Below are 15991 nucleotides of genomic sequence, written 5' to 3'. Positions count from 1 at the left end.
GGTTTTCCCTCATACGGCTTTCCGATGTTCGTCATTCATGTGCATGCAACTAGCAGAGCTTCTTTAGTCCACAGACATTGGCAATGTGTTTCACTTTGTGCCAGCAACTACGCCAGTTCCGCCGCTGGTGCTTTTTCGCGTACCAGCGCGTCAACCGCATAAGAATATACCAGTCCAGCTTCGCCATCTTGCGATGGCTGTATGCTGTCATGTAGTAATTCTTCCATCCTTGAATCTTCGGATTTAACCAGTCCACGTGTTCTTGAATCGACTTATGCCGCATGGTCGCCGTTCCAAGCCGTTCTCTCACCACTTCCCGAATGTGCTTCTCCGCTTTCGCGCTCAGCCATTGCTGCGTGGTGTAATACGCCTGGTTCCGCGACGTCGCCGCTTTCGCCTTCCGGTGATGCAGTCCAAGAAAGTCAAACCCTTCCTCTCCTGTCCACATCCCCACGATCCGCGTTTTCGTCGGGTGCAAGGTCAGTTCCAGACGTTCCATAATTGCCCTAACCAACTGGCAGGCGTGCCGGGCGTCTTTCTTCGTCTTGCACACGATGACAAAATCATCCGCGTACCGGGTGAGTACCCCGACTTCCTTCCCGTGCTTTTCCCACAATCGGTCGAAGTAGTTCAGGTAAATGTTCGCCAATATCGGCGAGATCACTCCTCCCTGCGGTGTGCCGAGGTCCGAACGTTTGACGTCCCCTTCCTCCATCACGCCTGCCCCGAGCCATTGCCGGATCAGCTTTAGGACCCTTCGGTCGCTGATGCGCATTTCTACCAGCTTCATCAGTTTCTCTTGGTTGATGTTGTCGAAGTATCCTTGGATGTCGACGTCGACTACCCCGTTCCCTTTCCGGTTGCAGGCTTTGCGTATGCGTTCCAGCGCCTGCTTCGCTCCACGCTTGGGGCGAAAGCCGAAGGAACAGTCCTGGAAATCCGCTTCAAAGATTGGTTCCAGCACGAGTTTGGTTGCCATCTGAATGACACGGTCCCGTATCGTCGGTATGCCAAGCGGCCGTTTCCTCCCGTCCGCCTTGGGGATGTACTAGTGCGTGGAATCGTCGCGTCTTGAACAAAGCAGGGGTCCTTCCCTCCCGCAGGTTGTGTTGTCCTGCGTTCCTCGGTACTATAACCCCCTCGGACTCCCTTCCTGCAGGCCGCTCACTTCACCTTTTGGGCTTATAGAGTGCCTCTTTACGGAATTGTTCCGTGCAGGGGAGGGTCTCCCCAGTTCACGGTATCTTCTTTCATGTCGTGCCGCTCCCTCTACGCCGGAGGATTCTTCGCTGCCGCTCCAGGTTCCCGGCAGCTTCCGTGGCCTTCGCCCATGTACGCGGGGCTCGGCTTCCTCTTTTCCCTCTTGCGAGGCCTTTTTGACGACGCGGCAGGATTCACTTGATGTTACGGCCTGACATGTTGCTCGCCCTGTCTCTGACAGGTACTTTCGTCGATACTGGTGCTAGACTAAATAGTGGACACCGAGAATCGAGAATGCGACAATAAACCTAGCAAAAACGAGGTGTCCGAAGGTGAGTCAGAAATACGACAAAGAGTTTAAAATCCAAACCGTGAAAATGATTCAAGAACAGGGGAAGCCGGTGGCGCAGGCTGCTCGGGAATTGGGCGTATCCGACAATACCCTGTACCGCTGGATCAACGAATTCAAACAGGATCCGGTCAATGCGTTTCGCGGCAGCGGCAACTTGAAAATCGAAGAAAAAACCCTTCTCGAAATGCAGAAACGAATCCGCCGACTCGAGATGGAGAACGAGATTTTAAAAAAGGCGATGCACATCTTCGCAAAAGACCGGAACTGATCTTTGCGTTTATCCACAAACACCGCTCCAAGTATCCGGTGTCGGAGATGTGCAAGGTTTTGAACGTATCCCGGAGCGGTTACTATCAATGGACCAGACGTCAGGAAAGCGAGTGAAAGAAACGTCGCCGAGAACTGGAACAACAGATTAGTTGTGGACTCGCGTCGCCTGTACGGCAGCCCGAAAATCACTCATGTCCTGCGCCAGCAAGGCGTTCGGGTATCCGAGAAAACGGTCGCCCGCATCATGAAGGAATTGGGGCTCAAGTCGCGCACCGTCAAGAAATACAAGGCGACGACGAGCTCGAACCACCATCTGCCGGTGCATGACAATGTGCTGAACCAGCAGTTCACGGCACAAGCTCCCAATCAAGTCTGGATGGCAGACATCACGTACGTTCCGACAGACGAGGGATGGCTTTATGTCGCGAGCGTGATGGACTTGTACACGCGCAAAATCGTAGGCTGGCACGCCGGCGAGCGAATGACCAAGGAATTGGTCCTGCAAGCTCTGGATCAGGCTTACAACCGTCAACGGCCGAAAGGCGAAGTCCTGCATCATTCCGATCGCGGCAGCCAATACGCATCTCATGAGTATCAAAAACGGCTCTTGAAATACGGGATGAAATGCAGCATGAGCCGCAAGGGCAACTGCTATGACAACGCCTGCATCGAATCGTTCCACAGCGTGCTCAAAAAGGAACTCGTCTATCTGGAGAAGTTCAGAACCCGCAAGGAAGCCCAAAGTCGGATTTTTGAATACATCGAGTTCTTCTACAATCGCAAACGCGTTCATTCTGCAATTGGGTATCTTACACCCGTTGAATACGAACAAATGTACGATCAAGCTGCGTAATTTTCTCGATTCTGGCTGTCCAATCTATTGACAGAGGTCCAGCTCACAGGCCCCCACGTCGATGATCTTCCTGATAACATCATAGGCGTACTTGCCGTTATAATCGATCGCCAGGAGTTCACGATACGCCTCGAGCGGGGCGCAACACTCCAATTCATCATGCTCGTACAACCACTTCTCGAATTCCTTGACAGGCATTTCCCGATTCAAAAAAGAAAACAGCACCTTGCGTGCCTCCGTACATGACAACACGGTGATGACCCCTTCTTACTGAAACTCGGGAATGAATTCGTCCCTGATCCCCATGAGTCCGTCGCCAAAAATCACCTGAATCCTGTGTTCCTCGTTACGGTCATTGGCCACGACGAAGAAGAAACGATTCAAATAGCGGATGTTCGGACTGTCGCCATTCAGGAATTGCTTGTAGTTGTCGATGGTTTCTTCCGCGATCCAGATCGGCACCACGATGTCGTCCGGATTCAGAAAAACAGCCAACCCGTCCGCGTCTTCCGCCTGGATGAGTTCCATGTAGTGCGAGACCATTTCACCCGCAAAAGGAAAATATCGGATATATGGATTGTAGAAGATTCGAGTTCCGTTTTCCTCATAGCGGATCAACAACCGGTCCTCATCGGACCAGGGTTCGAACCGGTTCTCACCCCGGTTGTCGGACAGTTTGAATTCGTATTGCCCGTATGCAGGTCCCCATGCAATTCCTTCTCTGTTCATGGTTACCGTCAGGGAATCCATATCAAAGTTGGTTGCGAAACCCTCGATGACAGTTTCCGCCGTTTCATGGTCCATCCGCGTGCCAATAAAATGCATGGTGACGCCAAGCAATTGAACAAGCCGATCCGCGTCCCTCGCCTTTACGGCCTCAATGAATGTTTCGGCATCATCGATCGCGGCCAGTACATGCGGGGATTCTTCGGGGGCGGCGTCAGTTCCGCTATTGACGAGACCGGGATCAATGGGAACTTCCCTTTTGTCTACCCCGTTGCGATCGATGGCATCTTCAACAACAGGCTGTACCGGCTCATTCACCGGTTCGTTTGCCTGTGTGCAGCCGGACAGCACCAATAACAGGAGAAAAAGGGCCAATGCTAATCGCGTCATGCCGACCACCCGAGCGCGGGACATTTTTACTCCAATCATTACATTAGACTGTTTGCGGCTATAAAAAGTTTTTTCTAATCCGGGGAAAGTTTCTTTTCAAGCGAAATCGTGATGGAGAAGCCCGGGAGATGTGCCTGTGTGTCGGAGCTCAGATTGGATTGGCTTGTTTGCTGTAATTTTGAGCAAGGACCCATCCGTTGAAACCGTAGGAGACCAGAATCTCGATGTACTTGTATAGCTCCCGGTTGATCTTCTCCTTCAATTCCGTGATGTTGCTGAACATGACCGGCCAGCCGTGGTTCTTGCCTTGTTCAAGCAAATTCAGAATTTGCTCATTGGCAAAAAAGCGGTCCGACTCTTGCTCGAAGATCCCCAGCAGAATACTGCCCGGGAAATGGTGTCCGAACTGATGACAAAGCACGCCTTCGAAGACGATGTCCGTGTACTCAGCCCGATCCTCGCGTTCATCCAGCGTGTGAATGACGATCTTCCTGTTTCGCAGATCCACTTCCGATCGCCCACACGCCGCCCGTCGTCACGTTCAGGTTGTTGTTGACGCTCACGTTGTCGCGAACGTACAGATCCCCGCCCGTGATGTTCAGATTGCCGACCTGATTGTTGGAGACGATAGCGCCGACGACCATTTCGCCGGAGATGTTCATCTCCACATTCGTGTTGATATGCATCTGGCCTTCGACGACGACGCGCCGCGCGTTCATCTGCAGCGTGCCGTTGTTGTACGTCAGGTTGCCCGCTTACAGCGTGTCGGAGACCGTCACATTCGAGTCATTGTTCAAATGCACAGGCCCGCCGACCCATACGCTGCCGTATTTGCCGCCGACCGCCGCGGCCGTCAGCTTCGTGCCCTGGTTGGCATTCAGCGCATGTTCCGCGATGAGCGTGCCGTAGATCGTCACCGCGTTCGCCTGATTGGTATTCATGCCTTGAACCAGCAGGACAAATGGCTTCGTCGGGCTGCCGAACGTCACGTCGCTGTCCAGGTTCAGATGCCCCGCCTGAATGATGACCGGATCGGCCTGGCTCCCCGCAATGGCGTTCTGAATGTCAGCGACATCGCAAGACTTGCACGAGATCGCGGACGCCTTATAGCCGGTAATGTCACTTTCCATACGGTCGATCAGCTTGTTCAAATAGTTGCCGATGACCGGCTGCATCCCTTCGACCTTCCGGTAGGCCGGAGCATGGGTAAGGTTGTGCATCGTGCCGGACAGCAGCACCTTGTCCGATTCCGGAATGTCGCGGCCGTTCTCCGGATCAATGCGCACCGGACCGCCCGTGCCCGGGTCCGGCTCTTCTTCGTCCTCCTCGCCTCGGACGACCGGCGCGGCTTTGCCCATATAGCCCATCCTCGAGCCCGGATGAACGAAACCTGTTCGGAATAGCTGGACTCCCGGCCATCCTTGACCGCCTTGGCGGAAATTTGCGCGATCTGTCCAGCCGCACGGTCGTATTCGGTTCGGCGTTGCCGGATACCTTCACCATGCCCGATGCCGCCGGTTCGACCGTCAGCGCGCCCGGCGCCTTGGGCTGCCGGGAGCCCACGATTTCGAAGCTGGCCATCTGGCCGTAGTAGACGCCCGTGCCGTCATATTCCGCCGGCGACGCGCAGATCGTGTAGCGCTCCTCCGGCAGCGGCACGCCGTTGATCTTGCCGTCCCATCTTTCCGTGTGCTCGATGTCCGCGGTGATGCCGCCGACATAGGTCCAATGGCCGTTCGCATCGTCGTAGACGTAAATGCCCGCTTCTCCCGCACCGCGAGCCATTCCGGCTGCGCGGCATAGCCGAGCACGAGCTCCGCGCTCCGGCCGAACGCGGCATCCGCGCTTACCTGCCAGGCCTCGTAGCCTTGCAGCTTCCGGCCTTTCTCATCCGTCAGGACGTATGACTCCAAATCCACCTTTTCCAGGCTCACGTCGGTATCCTCGGCGAACGTGCCCTCGGCAATCCGCAGCCGGGCTTGTCCGTCTTCGGATGCCAGCTCGCCGCCCGCCGGGCCGATCCGCTTCTTGCTTCCGGCCGAACCATCGCCGGATGCCGGCGGGATCACGACGCCGGGCACCCCGCCGCCCTGCGGTCCGGTCAGCTCGATGAAGGAGACGGAGCCGTCCGCCGCACTCAACACCAGCTTGTCGCCGCTGAGACGTGATTTTTCGCCCATTTTGCCCGCCGCCGGTTTTTGCATGAATCAAAAAAACCCCGCGGAGTCGAATCACTCGCACGAGGTTTCGATTTATAACTGCTTTTATACCGCCCCGCCCCAGGACAAGATGGAGAACTCCAGGCGAACCTTGAATTTGGCGATCAAGGCTTGCAATTCGTTCGGCATTTCAAAATAAATCTGCCCCAGCTCGGACTGATAATACATCCGCAGACAGACATCGTACCCGCTGTCGGACAGATGATGGATATACCCGATGTTCGGTTCCAGCTCCTTGAGCAGTTGCATGAGCGAGCCGACGGGGTCGTTGCCGCGCATTTTCACCCGGTACATCCAGAAATCCTTGGACACTTTCTTGCCGCCGACCGACACCTTTCCGCCCTTTCTCAGGCATCTCGCCGGCTCCACATTCAAACTTCGCGTGATTTCATCGAAATCAAGCGTCTCTCCCCGGATGATCAAACTTGCGTCACCTGAAAAAAAGGCATGATCAACGGCATGTCCCATCCTTCATCACCACCATTTAGAGCAGCCCGGCTGTCATGGCGTGATCCGGACGTCATAGTCCCACGCTTTAGACCCGTGGCTTTGCGTCCCCGACTTTCGTACGGGTTTACCTCTTTTCTTTGCCTGGTTTTTCAGGTTGGAGTCCCGTCCGGGACCTGCCGATCTGAAGTTCCTCTCATTCGTTTTTATCGTCAATTTTTGCCACGCGATCAAGACCAATGTCCATATTCGCACCATTTTGAGCTTTTTTGACTATTCTGCAGACAAAAACAACCCGTGATCGAGACTTTTGGCCCATAAACAGAGCTTGCCGGCCACACCGCTAAGTTGCTTCAGCTGCTTCGTCCCACCCTTCCGTTACCAGTTCGACAAAGGCCTGAATGGTAATTTCATCAGAACAATCCTTGCGTGTAATCACATAGGTATCCAATGTTTGCGTAAACCGGTGCAAAGGGATGAGTTCTTCCTTTCTTATCTCCTCTTTGATCAAATCACCGCTGATGATGGAACGGGATATCCTGGAACAAATTGTGGAGATCGCACGATCGTGCGGAGCTTATGTACTTTGTGATGAAGTCTGTATGAACTTGCTCCAGGATGACGATTTGCTCTCCCTTGCAGGCCTTCGCCTCGGCTGGATTGCCGCTCCGCAGGAAGTCATCACGGAATGCATGAAGCACCGCGACTACACCACGATCAGTTGCGGGATATTGAACGAAATGCTGGCTGTCCATGCCCTGAAGAACTACGACAAGATCTTGAGAAGAAGACGCAAAATTTTGCGGGACAACCTGGCCCTCCTGGATGAATGGGTGGAAAAGGAAGCCGCTTTTTCCTATGTCAAACCGCGTGCGGGAACGACAGCCTTGCTGAAATACGAATTCCCGGTCCCTTCTGTTCATTTCTGTACAGGTCTGCTGGCGAATACCGGCGCCTTTTTGACCCCTGGCGCGTGCTTCGATATGGAAGGGCATGTCCGCATCGGTTATGCTTGCAGTACAGAAGTTCTGCAGGCCGGACTTGAACAGATATCAAAGTATGTGCGGAAAATGAAGTAAAGCGCTTGCCCGGCCGTGGCCGGGCAAGCGCCATTTGAAGGTTGCAGCGTTGAAGTGTATTACCACGTCACCCAGGGCTTCGATCCGGGCGCCGGATTCATGAGCATATCGCCGAACGGAACCGTGTACGCGAACAGGATCAGCACCACGAGGATGCCCACCCATACGCCCCAGCGCTCGATCCACTTCGGCGCCGGTTCGGCCGCGTCAGCCGTCTCGCCGATCGGGAACTCGGCCGCGGTTTTTTCGTCGCCTTTCGGCGCGCGCATCAGGGCGATCATGTTGCAGAACATCAGGATGACGCCGATGAACAGGATCGTACCGCCGATCGCCATCGCCACGTGATACGGCATCCAGAAGACCGCGTCCGGATGGTCGCCGTACGTCGTGTACGCCGTGCGGCGCGGCGAGCCGAACAGGCCGACCGTATGCATGGATCCCGACATGAAGAACATCCCGATCAGCCAGATGACCGTCTGGATGATGCCGAGCCGGTTCATCCGCGGCGTGAGCTGTTTGCCCAGCACGTGCGGAATGAGCCAGTAGGCGACGCCGAAGAACGTCAGGGCGACCGTCGTGGCGACGGTCAGGTGGAAGTGCCCCGTCACCCACAGCGTGTTATGCACCATCGCGTTCATCTGGTTGCTCGCGTTGATGATGCCGCCCGCGCCGGCCGGAATGAACACGAGCATGCCCATGAACGGCGCGAAGAAACGGACGTCACCCCACGGCAAAGTTTTCAGCCAGCCGAACAGCCCGCGCGCGCCCTTGGCCCGGCCGGTCTGCTCGAACGTCGCGAACATCGCGAACGCGGTCATGAGGGAAGGAATGACGACCATGAACGTCAGGACGACCTGAATGTACTTCCAGATCGGTGCGATGCCCGGTTCCATCAATTGATGGTGGAATCCGACCGGAATGGAGAACAGAATGAACAGGACGAACGACAGCCGCGCCATTGAGTCGCTGAATATTTTGCCCCCGATGATCTTCGGTATGCAGATGTACCAGCACATGTACGCCGGCATCAGCCAGAAGTAGACGAGCGGATGGCCGAAGTACCAGAACAGCGTCCGGCTGATCATAATGTTGATCTTCTCCACCCAGCCGAACGACCACGGAATGAACTGGAACAGCACCGTGATCGCGACGCCGATCGTGGCGATCTGCCAGACCAGCATCGTGGCGACGGCCATGAAGCCGAACAGCGGGCTGACGTTGCCCTTGTGCGTCCTGCGCCAGTACCGGTATTGAGCGAAAATGCCGTACCCGCTGATCCAGCTGCCCACGACGACGAACACCAGCGCGATGTAGAAGAACGGATTGGCTTTCAGCGGCGCGTAGAACGTATACAGTACCGTCGCTTCATTCGCCAGAATCATGATGGTGCCGAGGATCGTGCCGATGGTCATCAGGACATAACCGGCCCAGCCCATCCGGCTCACGACGCCGAGCAGCTTGCCGCCCATCGTCTTGCTGACGCCGGCATACAGGAATCCGATGATGAAGAACGTCGTGAAGATCAGCGCCATCAGGACGCCGTGCGCGGTAAGAATTTGATAGTAGCCGAGCTCCGACGGCAGCTCGATCATGCCGCCGCGGACGAGCCCTTGCAGCACGCCCGCGACGCCGCCGAGCAGAAGCGCCGTGAAGGCCACCAGGAGATGCGCCAGCACAAGCTTCGCATCTTTGCCGTCGAACGGCCGTTTATTGTCGGCAGCGGACGCTTGCATCACAGTAGCAGTCACGCTCGATCATCCTCTCCGTTTCGGTATTGTCGGTCTCATTTCACGATGATGGTCGTCGCCATGAATTCATGGCCCGCGCCGCAGTATTCGTTGCACAGCACCAGGTACTCGCCCGGCTTGTCGAACCTGTACGTGTAGTGGTTGACCTCACCCGGCACGGCCATCAGGTTGACCGTCGTGCCCGTAATCTGGAAACCGTGCACGACATCCGGGCTGGTCACCTGAAAATGCACCGTCGCCCCGAGCGGCACTTCCATCTTCGCCGGATTGAAACCGAACGCGTAAGCGATCATGTAGGCGTTGTACTCGTTCTCGCCGACCTGCTCGAGGCCGGGGTTGTTGAACGGGTATGTCTCGCTTACTTTCTCCGGATCGATCGTATGGTGGCCGGTCGGCGGCTGCATCCCCATGGCAAACGCGCCGACGCCGATCACGCCCAGGAAGACGAACAGCATCGCAATGCCGATGGCCAGCCAGATTTTCTCCAGACGATGAATATGCATGATGCGCTACCCCCTACCTGTTGATGAAAAGAATGAAAACCCCCAGCCACGACAGGGCAATGAAGCCGCCGAGCAGCATGACGGACGTGAACGTGCCTTTCAGCGTGTCCTTCTCTTTATCGCTTCGGTCCCGGGACATACGGTTCACCCTTTCCTCGTTTTTTACCGTAAGTGTAATGGCCCGTATTCCCGGTCATTGTGAGATAAATCACAATAGCATCGGCCATTTTCGTCGTTTTTGTTACAAATCGTCGAAATATTCGGATAACAACAAAAGCGGACACATTCCGTCGGAATGCATCCGCCTCTTGAGGGATGATGCCTTGAATAAAGCCTGTTATTCGACGATCAGCTTGCCGATCATGTCGTCATGGCCGGTGCCGCAGAAGACGGAACAGATGAAATCGAACTCGCCCGTTTGGTCGGCCGTGAACGTGATCGACTCGTCGGCTTTGATCTTCTTGCCGTAGCCTTTGATCTCCACTTCGTGGAAGCCTTCTTCATTGACCAGCTTGATCTCGACGGTGTCGCCCTTGTTCACGCGGATCTCCGTCGGTTCGAATGCCCAGTTCTTCGCTTTGATCTCGAACGACTTCGTCTCGCCCGACGATGCGGACTGTTCGGAACCGGAGCTGCTGTTGCCGGAGCCGCTGTTGCTGCTGCCTGCGTTATCCGAATTGCCGCCGCCGCAGGCCGAAATGATCATGGACACGCCCACGGCCAGACACAACATCTTCAACCATTTTTTCATTCTCCGCACTCCCCTGTCATCGTTTCTCGGAACTGATCCCATTGTAGATGCAGAAGGGGAGCGTCTGTGTGACAAATGTCACAACCGGATCGCGAATCTATGAACGTTCTGTTACATAACCCGCCTTGCGCAAGATTCGTTCGGCCATCGGATTGAGCTCCGGAATCGGGCGGCCCGGGTGAAACCAGGCCAGTTCCAGTCCTTCGTGGTCGCTCACGGCCGGCTCGCCGGTCACGCCTTCGGCCTCGAACACCACAAGCGCGTTGTATACTTCGTCGCCGTTCGGATAGCGGTAGTACATGTCCCTCCCGGAGAGCAGCGCCACAAATTTGAACGATGCCGCGCGAAGCCCGGCTTCTTCGTACAGCTCCCGCGCCGCCGTCTCCTCGAACGACTCGCCCGGCTCCATGGCGCCGCCGATCGTGCCCCAATCGCCCGTGTCCGCCCGCCGCTGGAGCAGCAGCCGGCCTTCGCCGTCCCGCACCATGACGGCGGCTCCCGCCATGATGAGCGGGCGGCTGCCGACGAACCGGCGCAATTCCATAATGTAACCCATTGGCTTCCCTTCCTTCCGCCCGGTCCTGCAATGCGCAGGATCAGCTTCTGGTCCCGCCGGCACCCGGCGCGCTGAACGCATCGCCGCATTCGGCTTTACGCGCCCGCTTGAAGAGCTCTCCGTCTTTCTTGTGCACGTCCACGCTGCGCAGGCCGTCCGGCGTGCACAGCTCGAGGCCGATCCGCCCCTTGTCGATCCGCGGGCGGCGGATGATCCGCGCCTCCGCCCTCCCGCAGGGCTCGCGCGTCACGGCCAGATACGAAAATTTCTCGTCCTCGTAGGGCGCCGCCCCGTCCTTCAGCTGCTTGTGCAGCCGGCTTCTCGGAATGCGGCAGCGGAAATGGCACCAGTCTTCGCCCTCCATCGGACACGCCGACGCATGCGGACACGGCGCGGCGAGATGGGCGCCGAGCCGGAGCAATTGCTCGCGCACCGCCATCAGCCCGCGATACGCGGCCGGCGTGCCCGGCTCCACGATCAGCAGCATGCGCTCCGCCGCGTTCCACAGCTTCACGACCGCCGCCGCCCGGTCCGCTTCGTTCATTTCGTTCAGCACATAGGAGGCGAGGACGAGCTCCGCCCGCTCCGGAATGTCGTCCTTCGCGAGGTCGCGGCGGACCCAGTCCGCGTTCCGCAATGCGGGCGATGCATCGGCCGCCAGGCTGCGCCCGAGCCGGATCATGGCCGGCTCCCGCTCCAGGCAGGTGACGGCGCGCAGACCCAGCAGCGCGTCGGCCGCCCAGGAGGCGGCCCCCGTCCCCGCGCCGCAGTCCAGCAGCGTCTCCGGCCGCTCCGGCGTCCGTTCCAGCACATAGTTCAGCGCCGCCGCGACGGCGCCGTATGTCGCCGGCATGCGCGCGATCGCGTACGATGCCGCTTCGGCATCTTCGGTGAGCAGCCTCCGGCCTCTGCCGCCGGCGGTCCGATAGCGCTCGCTCAGCGACTGCAGATCCCGTTTCAGTTTCGCATGATTCATTCCTTGAATATGCCGCTCGATGGCCAATCTCAGTTGTTGCGGAAGTTCCATGCCTGCATCCTTTCTCCGTGAACCGTTCCCATGCGGACCCTCCGGTTCAGCGCCATGCCATACGGTTGATGTATCGATTGGTTTCCAAGATGCGCCTGAGCCGTCCGTCCGTCTTCTCCGTGCGCGGCATGCCGACCAGCCGGTCCAGCAGCATCCACCGGAGCAGGGCGATCGCTTCGAACGGCTCCAGCTCCTCCGCCCGGTATCCTCCGCCGGACAGAAACGCCGACCGGTAAATGGCGGCCGGCTCATCGTCCGTGTACAGATCGGCGAGGAAGACGGACCAGGCGATATCGTACCGCGCATCGCCCAGCTGGCCGTTCGTCCAGTCGATGATCGTCAGCCTGCCGTCTTCCGCCTCCAAGATGTTGTTGAAATTGTAATCCCCGTGAATGACGGTGTCTTGCCGCGGCTTGACCAGCTCGACCAGACGCGCAAGCTCGGACTTGAGATCCGGGTGCCCTTCAATGTCCGGAAAGAAGTAAGAGACAAAATCAAACCGCGGCATCTCCACATCGTTGATGCGGCAGCGATGGACATCCAGCAGCAGGCCGGCGATGCGACGCAGCTTGTCCGCATCCGACTCATGAATGGCCGTGCCGTCGAAGGAAGTCAGCAGCACCTGGTTGCCGGACGCGTCCACTCCCCAGCCCAGCGGCCTTGAGACCGGCATCCCCCGGTCGCGCAGGGACCGGAGCAGCCGGTATTGGAACCCGATATCCGGCTTCGAATGGCGATTCCAGATCTTCAGGACGCATTCGGCGTTTTCCAGCCGGATCAGGGCGACTTCGGCTTCCAGCCCCGGAGCCAGCGGAACGATGTCCGAATCCCCGGCTTCTGCCAATCTTACGGTCATTTCGCTTTCGGCCATCCATCGGATGCCGCGCAATCGATCAAGCATCGCTCAGCGCTCTCCTCATCAAGATTCGCATCAGTTTCCGTCCGCTGCCGTCCACCGTCTCCTCCAGATCATACGGCACAAACCCCGTGCGCCAATAGAGCCGGAGCGCCAGCGTGTTCGTGTTGTGGCAGACGAGCCTGAGTTCGCGCAGCTTGTGTTCCCGCCCGGCGATGGAGAGCATCGTCTCGACCAGAAACCGGCCGGCTCCTTCGCCCGGCGTTTCCCATCATTATACATGCAATGCATGGCCGGCGAAAGTCCGGATCACTTCAGCACAAGGCCCTGCAGAAATTCCCGCATCACCTCGTTGGACAGCGCGACGGCCTCTGCCCGGTTCGACGCGGGCGCCGCGATCACCAGCCCGTCATCGGCGCCCCAATGTCCCTCGTCGCCTTCATGTTCAAACAACGCGATCGCGATTTTACTGAAGTCGTCATTGACGAACAGCGTTCCCTGCGAATAGATGCGCGGCTTTCCGTTTTCGATAAACGGGTAAGTTAACGCATAGGCATTAAAGCTGCGGTATCTTTTGAGCTCCACCGTCCGCTGATCCTCGGGTACCGGGATGTCCTCGCCTTCCAGCCCGATGGTGCCTTTGAACGTCCGTTCGCCTTTGAAATTGCGGTAGATTTTTCCCTGAATGCTTACCTTGAGCGGCCTCTCCTCCACCGCTGCCTCTGTGCCCAGCCGATACTTCATCCCCTGGGCCTCAAAATCGACCGTTCTGGGATAAAACCAATACGCGAGACCAACCGCTGCCGCCGCGACGAGCAGCAACGCCCCGATCAGAATGACACGCTTCATCCGGCACCCCTGCATCATTTTCTGAAAACGAGAACCGGCCCTCAGATCGCTCAGAACCCAAGAGGCCGGCCCCATGTCTTCTATAAAATTATACCTTCAAACCCGGGCGAGCAGAAGCACGAAATTGCCGCGGCCCGTCATTCCTTCACGCCGCCCACCATCATGCCTTTCACGAAATATTTCTGCAGGAACGGATAAACCATGATGATCGGCACGGACGCCACGATTGTCATCGTCGCGCGGATCGCATACGGGGTCACCTGGCTGAGGCCCTGCTGCGCCCCGGCGGCGGTGAAGTCGACGGAACGGGTGCTGGCGTTCGAGAACTGCAGAATCTTCTGCAATTCATACTGTAGCGTGCTCAAATGCTCATACGACGAGTTGTACAGAAACACGTCGAACCAGGAGTTCCATTGCCAGACGCCCGTGAACAGCGCCACGGTCGCCAGCACCGGCGTGCACAGCGGCAGCACGATGGAGAAGAAGGTGCGGAACTCGCCGGCGCCGTCGATCTTCGCCGATTCCAGGATGTTGTCCGGCAGGTTCTCGATGAACGAACGGATGATGATCAGGTTGAACACGCCGATCAGCCCCGGCCAGATGTACACCCAGAAGCTGCCGATCAGCCCGAGATCGCGGATGAGCAGGTACGTCGGAATGAGCCCGCCGTTGATGTACATCGTCAGAATGAACGCGATGGTGACGAACTTGCGCAGCACGTATTCCGGCCGGCTGATCGTGTAGGCCACCATGGCGGAGCAGAACACGGTCAGCACGGTGCCGATCACGGTGCGCAGCACGGAAGTCAGCGTGGCCTGGAAGATCGTCGCTTCCTCGAACACGAACTTGTAGTTTTCCAGCGTCCATTTTCGCGGCCAGAGGTAGATGCCGCCGCGGAGCGAGTCGGTCGCGTCGTTGAACGACACGGCCAGCGTGTTCAGGAACGGATAGAGCGTCACGACCATCAGCAGGCAGAGCAGCGTGTAGTTCACCGCGTCGAAGATGCGGTCGCCGAGGGACATCCGGACACGCCGCCGTCTCGGTTTCTCGATTGTCATTTCGGCCATGTGTGACGCCTCCCCTCAGTACAGTCTCGTCTCGCCCATGCGTTTCGCCAGGTTGTTGGCGGCGAACAGCAGGATGAAGCTGACCACCGTCTTGAAGATGCTGGCCGCCACAGAGAGCGAGTAGTTGAACTGGTTGATGCCGTATTTCAGCACGAATATGTCAAGGTTTTCCGAATAGTCCATGTTCATGCCGTTGCCGAGCAGGTATTGCGGTTCGAATCCGGACTCCAGCAAATATCCGATGTTCATGATGAGGAGCACGGTGATGACCGGCCGGATGCCGGGCAGCGTGATATGCCAGATCTTCCGGAATCTCCCCGCGCCGTCGATCTCGGCGGCTTCGTAGAGCGTCGGATCGATCATCGTGATCGCGGCAAGGTAGACGATCGTGTTCCATCCGACGTCTTTCCAGACGATGCTGGCGCCGTAAATGCCCCAGAACCATTCGCCGATCCCGAGGAACAGCAGTTCTTCATCGATCAGATGGAGGCGCATCAAGAGTTCATTGATGATGCCGTCCGGCGCAAGGGTGACACGAATGATGCCCGCCGCGACGACCCAGGACAGGAAGTGCGGCAGATAGCTGACGGTCTGCACCACTCTTTTGAACACGAGGTGGCGCACTTCATTAAGCAACAGGGCGAGGGTGATCGCCGTAACAAAACCGAGCACCAGATTGATCGTGCTCATGACAAGCGTATTGCGCAACACACGAAGAAAACGCTCATCGCCGAACAGGAACTCGAAATGATAGAAACCGACCCACTCCTGCTCCCAGAAACTTTTGGCCGGCTTGAAGTTCTGAAACCCGATCGTCCATCCCCAGATCGGCAAGTATCGGAAGATGAACAGCCAGATGACGAAAGGCACGGACATCAGGACGAGCGCGCGTTGCTGATAGAGCAGCTTGAAAAATCGTTTCAATCCCCTCGGTTTTTTCTCTGCGGCCACGGACACGCCCGTGAGCACATGGTTGTTGTCCATCGTCTTTCTCTCCTTACACACCGGTCCGCCGGTCGGGGATCGCGATACTTGAAAATAACGAGAGAAAGGCCGGACTTAGCGGCGTTTTTGCAGTTAAGCCGGCCTTTGCTCGAT

At 57.3% G+C, this 15991-nt stretch carries 20 protein-coding genes, 1 pseudogene and 1 riboswitch; of the genes and pseudogenes, 2 read left to right on the top strand and 19 right to left on the bottom strand.

Features of this window, described 5'->3' with window-relative positions; translation table 11 throughout:
- Positions 1-49: 49 nt before the first annotated feature.
- Entirely contained in the window at positions 50-1045 is a 996-nt protein-coding gene (gene ltrA / locus THECO_RS05865) for a group II intron reverse transcriptase/maturase (RefSeq protein ID WP_269724215.1), read from the bottom strand.
- Between the two features lie 487 nt (positions 1046-1532).
- On the opposite strand from ltrA, the pseudogene THECO_RS05855 reads away from it, so the two are divergent.
- Positions 1533-2675, top strand: a pseudogene (locus THECO_RS05855) (IS3 family transposase).
- A gap of 24 nt (positions 2676-2699) precedes the next feature.
- Here the strand turns inward: THECO_RS05855 and THECO_RS05850 are convergent.
- From THECO_RS05850 to THECO_RS05820, 7 genes are all read right to left on the bottom strand, one after another.
- The gene (locus THECO_RS05850) at positions 2700-2900 is read right to left on the bottom strand and encodes a hypothetical protein (protein WP_015254130.1); all 201 of its coding nucleotides are present in this window, start codon (positions 2898-2900) and stop codon (positions 2700-2702) included.
- Positions 2901-2942: 42 nt separating this feature from the next.
- Complete coding sequence (locus tag THECO_RS05845; RefSeq protein WP_157373534.1) at positions 2943-3791, bottom strand: hypothetical protein; 849 nt, start codon at positions 3789-3791, stop codon at positions 2943-2945.
- Between the two features lie 148 nt (positions 3792-3939).
- Positions 3940-4299, bottom strand: a complete 360-nt coding sequence (locus tag THECO_RS05840; protein WP_015254128.1) for a hypothetical protein — start codon at positions 4297-4299, stop codon at positions 3940-3942.
- Positions 4256-4510 (bottom strand): hypothetical protein, encoded by a 255-nt coding sequence (locus tag THECO_RS05835; protein ID WP_015254127.1) that lies wholly within the window; start codon positions 4508-4510, stop codon positions 4256-4258. The genes THECO_RS05840 and THECO_RS05835 overlap by 44 nt, the downstream gene beginning before the upstream one ends.
- 36 nt (positions 4511-4546) lie before the next feature.
- Positions 4547-5149, bottom strand: coding sequence for a hypothetical protein (locus THECO_RS05830; RefSeq protein ID WP_015254126.1), 603 nt, complete (start codon positions 5147-5149; stop codon positions 4547-4549).
- Entirely contained in the window at positions 5067-5576 is a 510-nt protein-coding gene (locus THECO_RS21615) for a hypothetical protein (protein WP_157373533.1), read from the bottom strand. The genes THECO_RS05830 and THECO_RS21615 overlap by 83 nt, the downstream gene beginning before the upstream one ends.
- 479 nt (positions 5577-6055) lie before the next feature.
- Positions 6056-6433 (bottom strand): DUF4279 domain-containing protein, encoded by a 378-nt coding sequence (locus tag THECO_RS05820; protein ID WP_041853820.1) that lies wholly within the window; start codon positions 6431-6433, stop codon positions 6056-6058.
- A gap of 62 nt (positions 6434-6495) precedes the next feature.
- A riboswitch (cyclic di-GMP riboswitch) is annotated at positions 6496-6599 on the bottom strand.
- Between the two features lie 334 nt (positions 6600-6933).
- Between THECO_RS05820 and THECO_RS05815 the strand changes: the two genes are divergently transcribed.
- Positions 6934-7536: an aminotransferase class I/II-fold pyridoxal phosphate-dependent enzyme gene (locus THECO_RS05815; protein ID WP_157373532.1), complete on the top strand. Its 603-nt coding sequence runs from the start codon at positions 6934-6936 to the stop codon at positions 7534-7536.
- Between the two features lie 59 nt (positions 7537-7595).
- Here the strand turns inward: THECO_RS05815 and THECO_RS05810 are convergent, their stop codons facing one another.
- From THECO_RS05810 to THECO_RS05760, 11 genes are all read right to left on the bottom strand, one after another.
- A complete protein-coding gene (locus THECO_RS05810; RefSeq protein WP_041853819.1) occupies positions 7596-9269 on the bottom strand; it encodes a b(o/a)3-type cytochrome-c oxidase subunit 1 in 1674 nt (557 codons plus the stop codon).
- 50 nt (positions 9270-9319) lie between these two features.
- Positions 9320-9787: a cytochrome c oxidase subunit II gene (locus THECO_RS05805; protein WP_015254122.1), complete on the bottom strand. Its 468-nt coding sequence runs from the start codon at positions 9785-9787 to the stop codon at positions 9320-9322.
- Between the two features lie 13 nt (positions 9788-9800).
- Entirely contained in the window at positions 9801-9926 is a 126-nt protein-coding gene (locus tag THECO_RS05800; RefSeq protein ID WP_015254121.1) for a hypothetical protein, read from the bottom strand.
- A gap of 198 nt (positions 9927-10124) precedes the next feature.
- Positions 10125-10538: a cupredoxin domain-containing protein gene (locus THECO_RS05795; protein WP_015254120.1), complete on the bottom strand. Its 414-nt coding sequence runs from the start codon at positions 10536-10538 to the stop codon at positions 10125-10127.
- Between the two features lie 97 nt (positions 10539-10635).
- Positions 10636-11094: an NUDIX hydrolase gene (locus THECO_RS05790; RefSeq protein WP_015254119.1), complete on the bottom strand. Its 459-nt coding sequence runs from the start codon at positions 11092-11094 to the stop codon at positions 10636-10638.
- A gap of 40 nt (positions 11095-11134) precedes the next feature.
- Positions 11135-12121 (bottom strand): small ribosomal subunit Rsm22 family protein, encoded by a 987-nt coding sequence (locus THECO_RS05785; protein WP_015254118.1) that lies wholly within the window; start codon positions 12119-12121, stop codon positions 11135-11137.
- 46 nt (positions 12122-12167) lie between these two features.
- Positions 12168-13022: an aminoglycoside phosphotransferase family protein gene (locus THECO_RS05780; RefSeq protein ID WP_015254117.1), complete on the bottom strand. Its 855-nt coding sequence runs from the start codon at positions 13020-13022 to the stop codon at positions 12168-12170.
- Complete coding sequence (locus tag THECO_RS05775; protein ID WP_052835839.1) at positions 13015-13203, bottom strand: hypothetical protein; 189 nt, start codon at positions 13201-13203, stop codon at positions 13015-13017. Before THECO_RS05775 ends, THECO_RS05780 begins: the two co-directional genes overlap by 8 nt.
- A gap of 83 nt (positions 13204-13286) precedes the next feature.
- Entirely contained in the window at positions 13287-13826 is a 540-nt protein-coding gene (locus THECO_RS20455; protein WP_015254116.1) for a hypothetical protein, read from the bottom strand.
- 137 nt (positions 13827-13963) lie between these two features.
- The gene (locus THECO_RS05765; protein WP_015254115.1) at positions 13964-14893 is read right to left on the bottom strand and encodes a carbohydrate ABC transporter permease; all 930 of its coding nucleotides are present in this window, start codon (positions 14891-14893) and stop codon (positions 13964-13966) included.
- Between the two features lie 15 nt (positions 14894-14908).
- On the bottom strand, positions 14909-15877 hold the full coding sequence (locus tag THECO_RS05760) for an ABC transporter permease (RefSeq protein WP_015254114.1): 969 nt from the start codon (positions 15875-15877) through the stop codon (positions 14909-14911).
- Positions 15878-15991 lie beyond the last annotated feature (114 nt).

This window comes from Thermobacillus composti KWC4 (assembly GCF_000227705.2).
GTDB classification, from domain to species: domain Bacteria; phylum Bacillota; class Bacilli; order Paenibacillales; family Paenibacillaceae; genus Thermobacillus; species Thermobacillus xylanilyticus.
The sequence above is the reverse complement of the archived record's forward strand: the minus strand, read 5'-3'. Positions and strand labels throughout refer to the sequence as shown.

Coding starts and splice junctions, on each gene's coding strand:
- THECO_RS05845 (WP_157373534.1), bottom strand. CDS start 3,791: ATGACGCGATTAGCATTGGCCCTTTTTCTCCTGTTATTGGTGCTGTCC.
- THECO_RS05835 (WP_015254127.1), bottom strand. CDS start 4,510: ATGAACGCGCGGCGCGTCGTCGTCGAAGGCCAGATGCATATCAACACG.
- THECO_RS05830 (WP_015254126.1), bottom strand. CDS start 5,149: ATGGGCAAAGCCGCGCCGGTCGTCCGAGGCGAGGAGGACGAAGAAGAG.
- THECO_RS21615 (WP_157373533.1), bottom strand. CDS start 5,576: ATGGCTCGCGGTGCGGGAGAAGCGGGCATTTACGTCTACGACGATGCG.
- THECO_RS05815 (WP_157373532.1), top strand. CDS start 6,934: ATGAGTTCTTCCTTTCTTATCTCCTCTTTGATCAAATCACCGCTGATG.
- THECO_RS05810 (WP_041853819.1), bottom strand. CDS start 9,269: ATGCAAGCGTCCGCTGCCGACAATAAACGGCCGTTCGACGGCAAAGAT.
- THECO_RS05805 (WP_015254122.1), bottom strand. CDS start 9,787: ATGCATATTCATCGTCTGGAGAAAATCTGGCTGGCCATCGGCATTGCG.
- THECO_RS05800 (WP_015254121.1), bottom strand. CDS start 9,926: ATGTCCCGGGACCGAAGCGATAAAGAGAAGGACACGCTGAAAGGCACG.
- THECO_RS05795 (WP_015254120.1), bottom strand. CDS start 10,538: ATGAAAAAATGGTTGAAGATGTTGTGTCTGGCCGTGGGCGTGTCCATG.
- THECO_RS05790 (WP_015254119.1), bottom strand. CDS start 11,094: ATGGGTTACATTATGGAATTGCGCCGGTTCGTCGGCAGCCGCCCGCTC.
- THECO_RS05785 (WP_015254118.1), bottom strand. CDS start 12,121: ATGGAACTTCCGCAACAACTGAGATTGGCCATCGAGCGGCATATTCAA.
- THECO_RS05780 (WP_015254117.1), bottom strand. CDS start 13,022: ATGCTTGATCGATTGCGCGGCATCCGATGGATGGCCGAAAGCGAAATG.
- THECO_RS05775 (WP_052835839.1), bottom strand. CDS start 13,203: ATGCTCTCCATCGCCGGGCGGGAACACAAGCTGCGCGAACTCAGGCTC.
- THECO_RS20455 (WP_015254116.1), bottom strand. CDS start 13,826: ATGAAGCGTGTCATTCTGATCGGGGCGTTGCTGCTCGTCGCGGCGGCA.
- THECO_RS05765 (WP_015254115.1), bottom strand. CDS start 14,893: ATGGCCGAAATGACAATCGAGAAACCGAGACGGCGGCGTGTCCGGATG.
- THECO_RS05760 (WP_015254114.1), bottom strand. CDS start 15,877: ATGGACAACAACCATGTGCTCACGGGCGTGTCCGTGGCCGCAGAGAAA.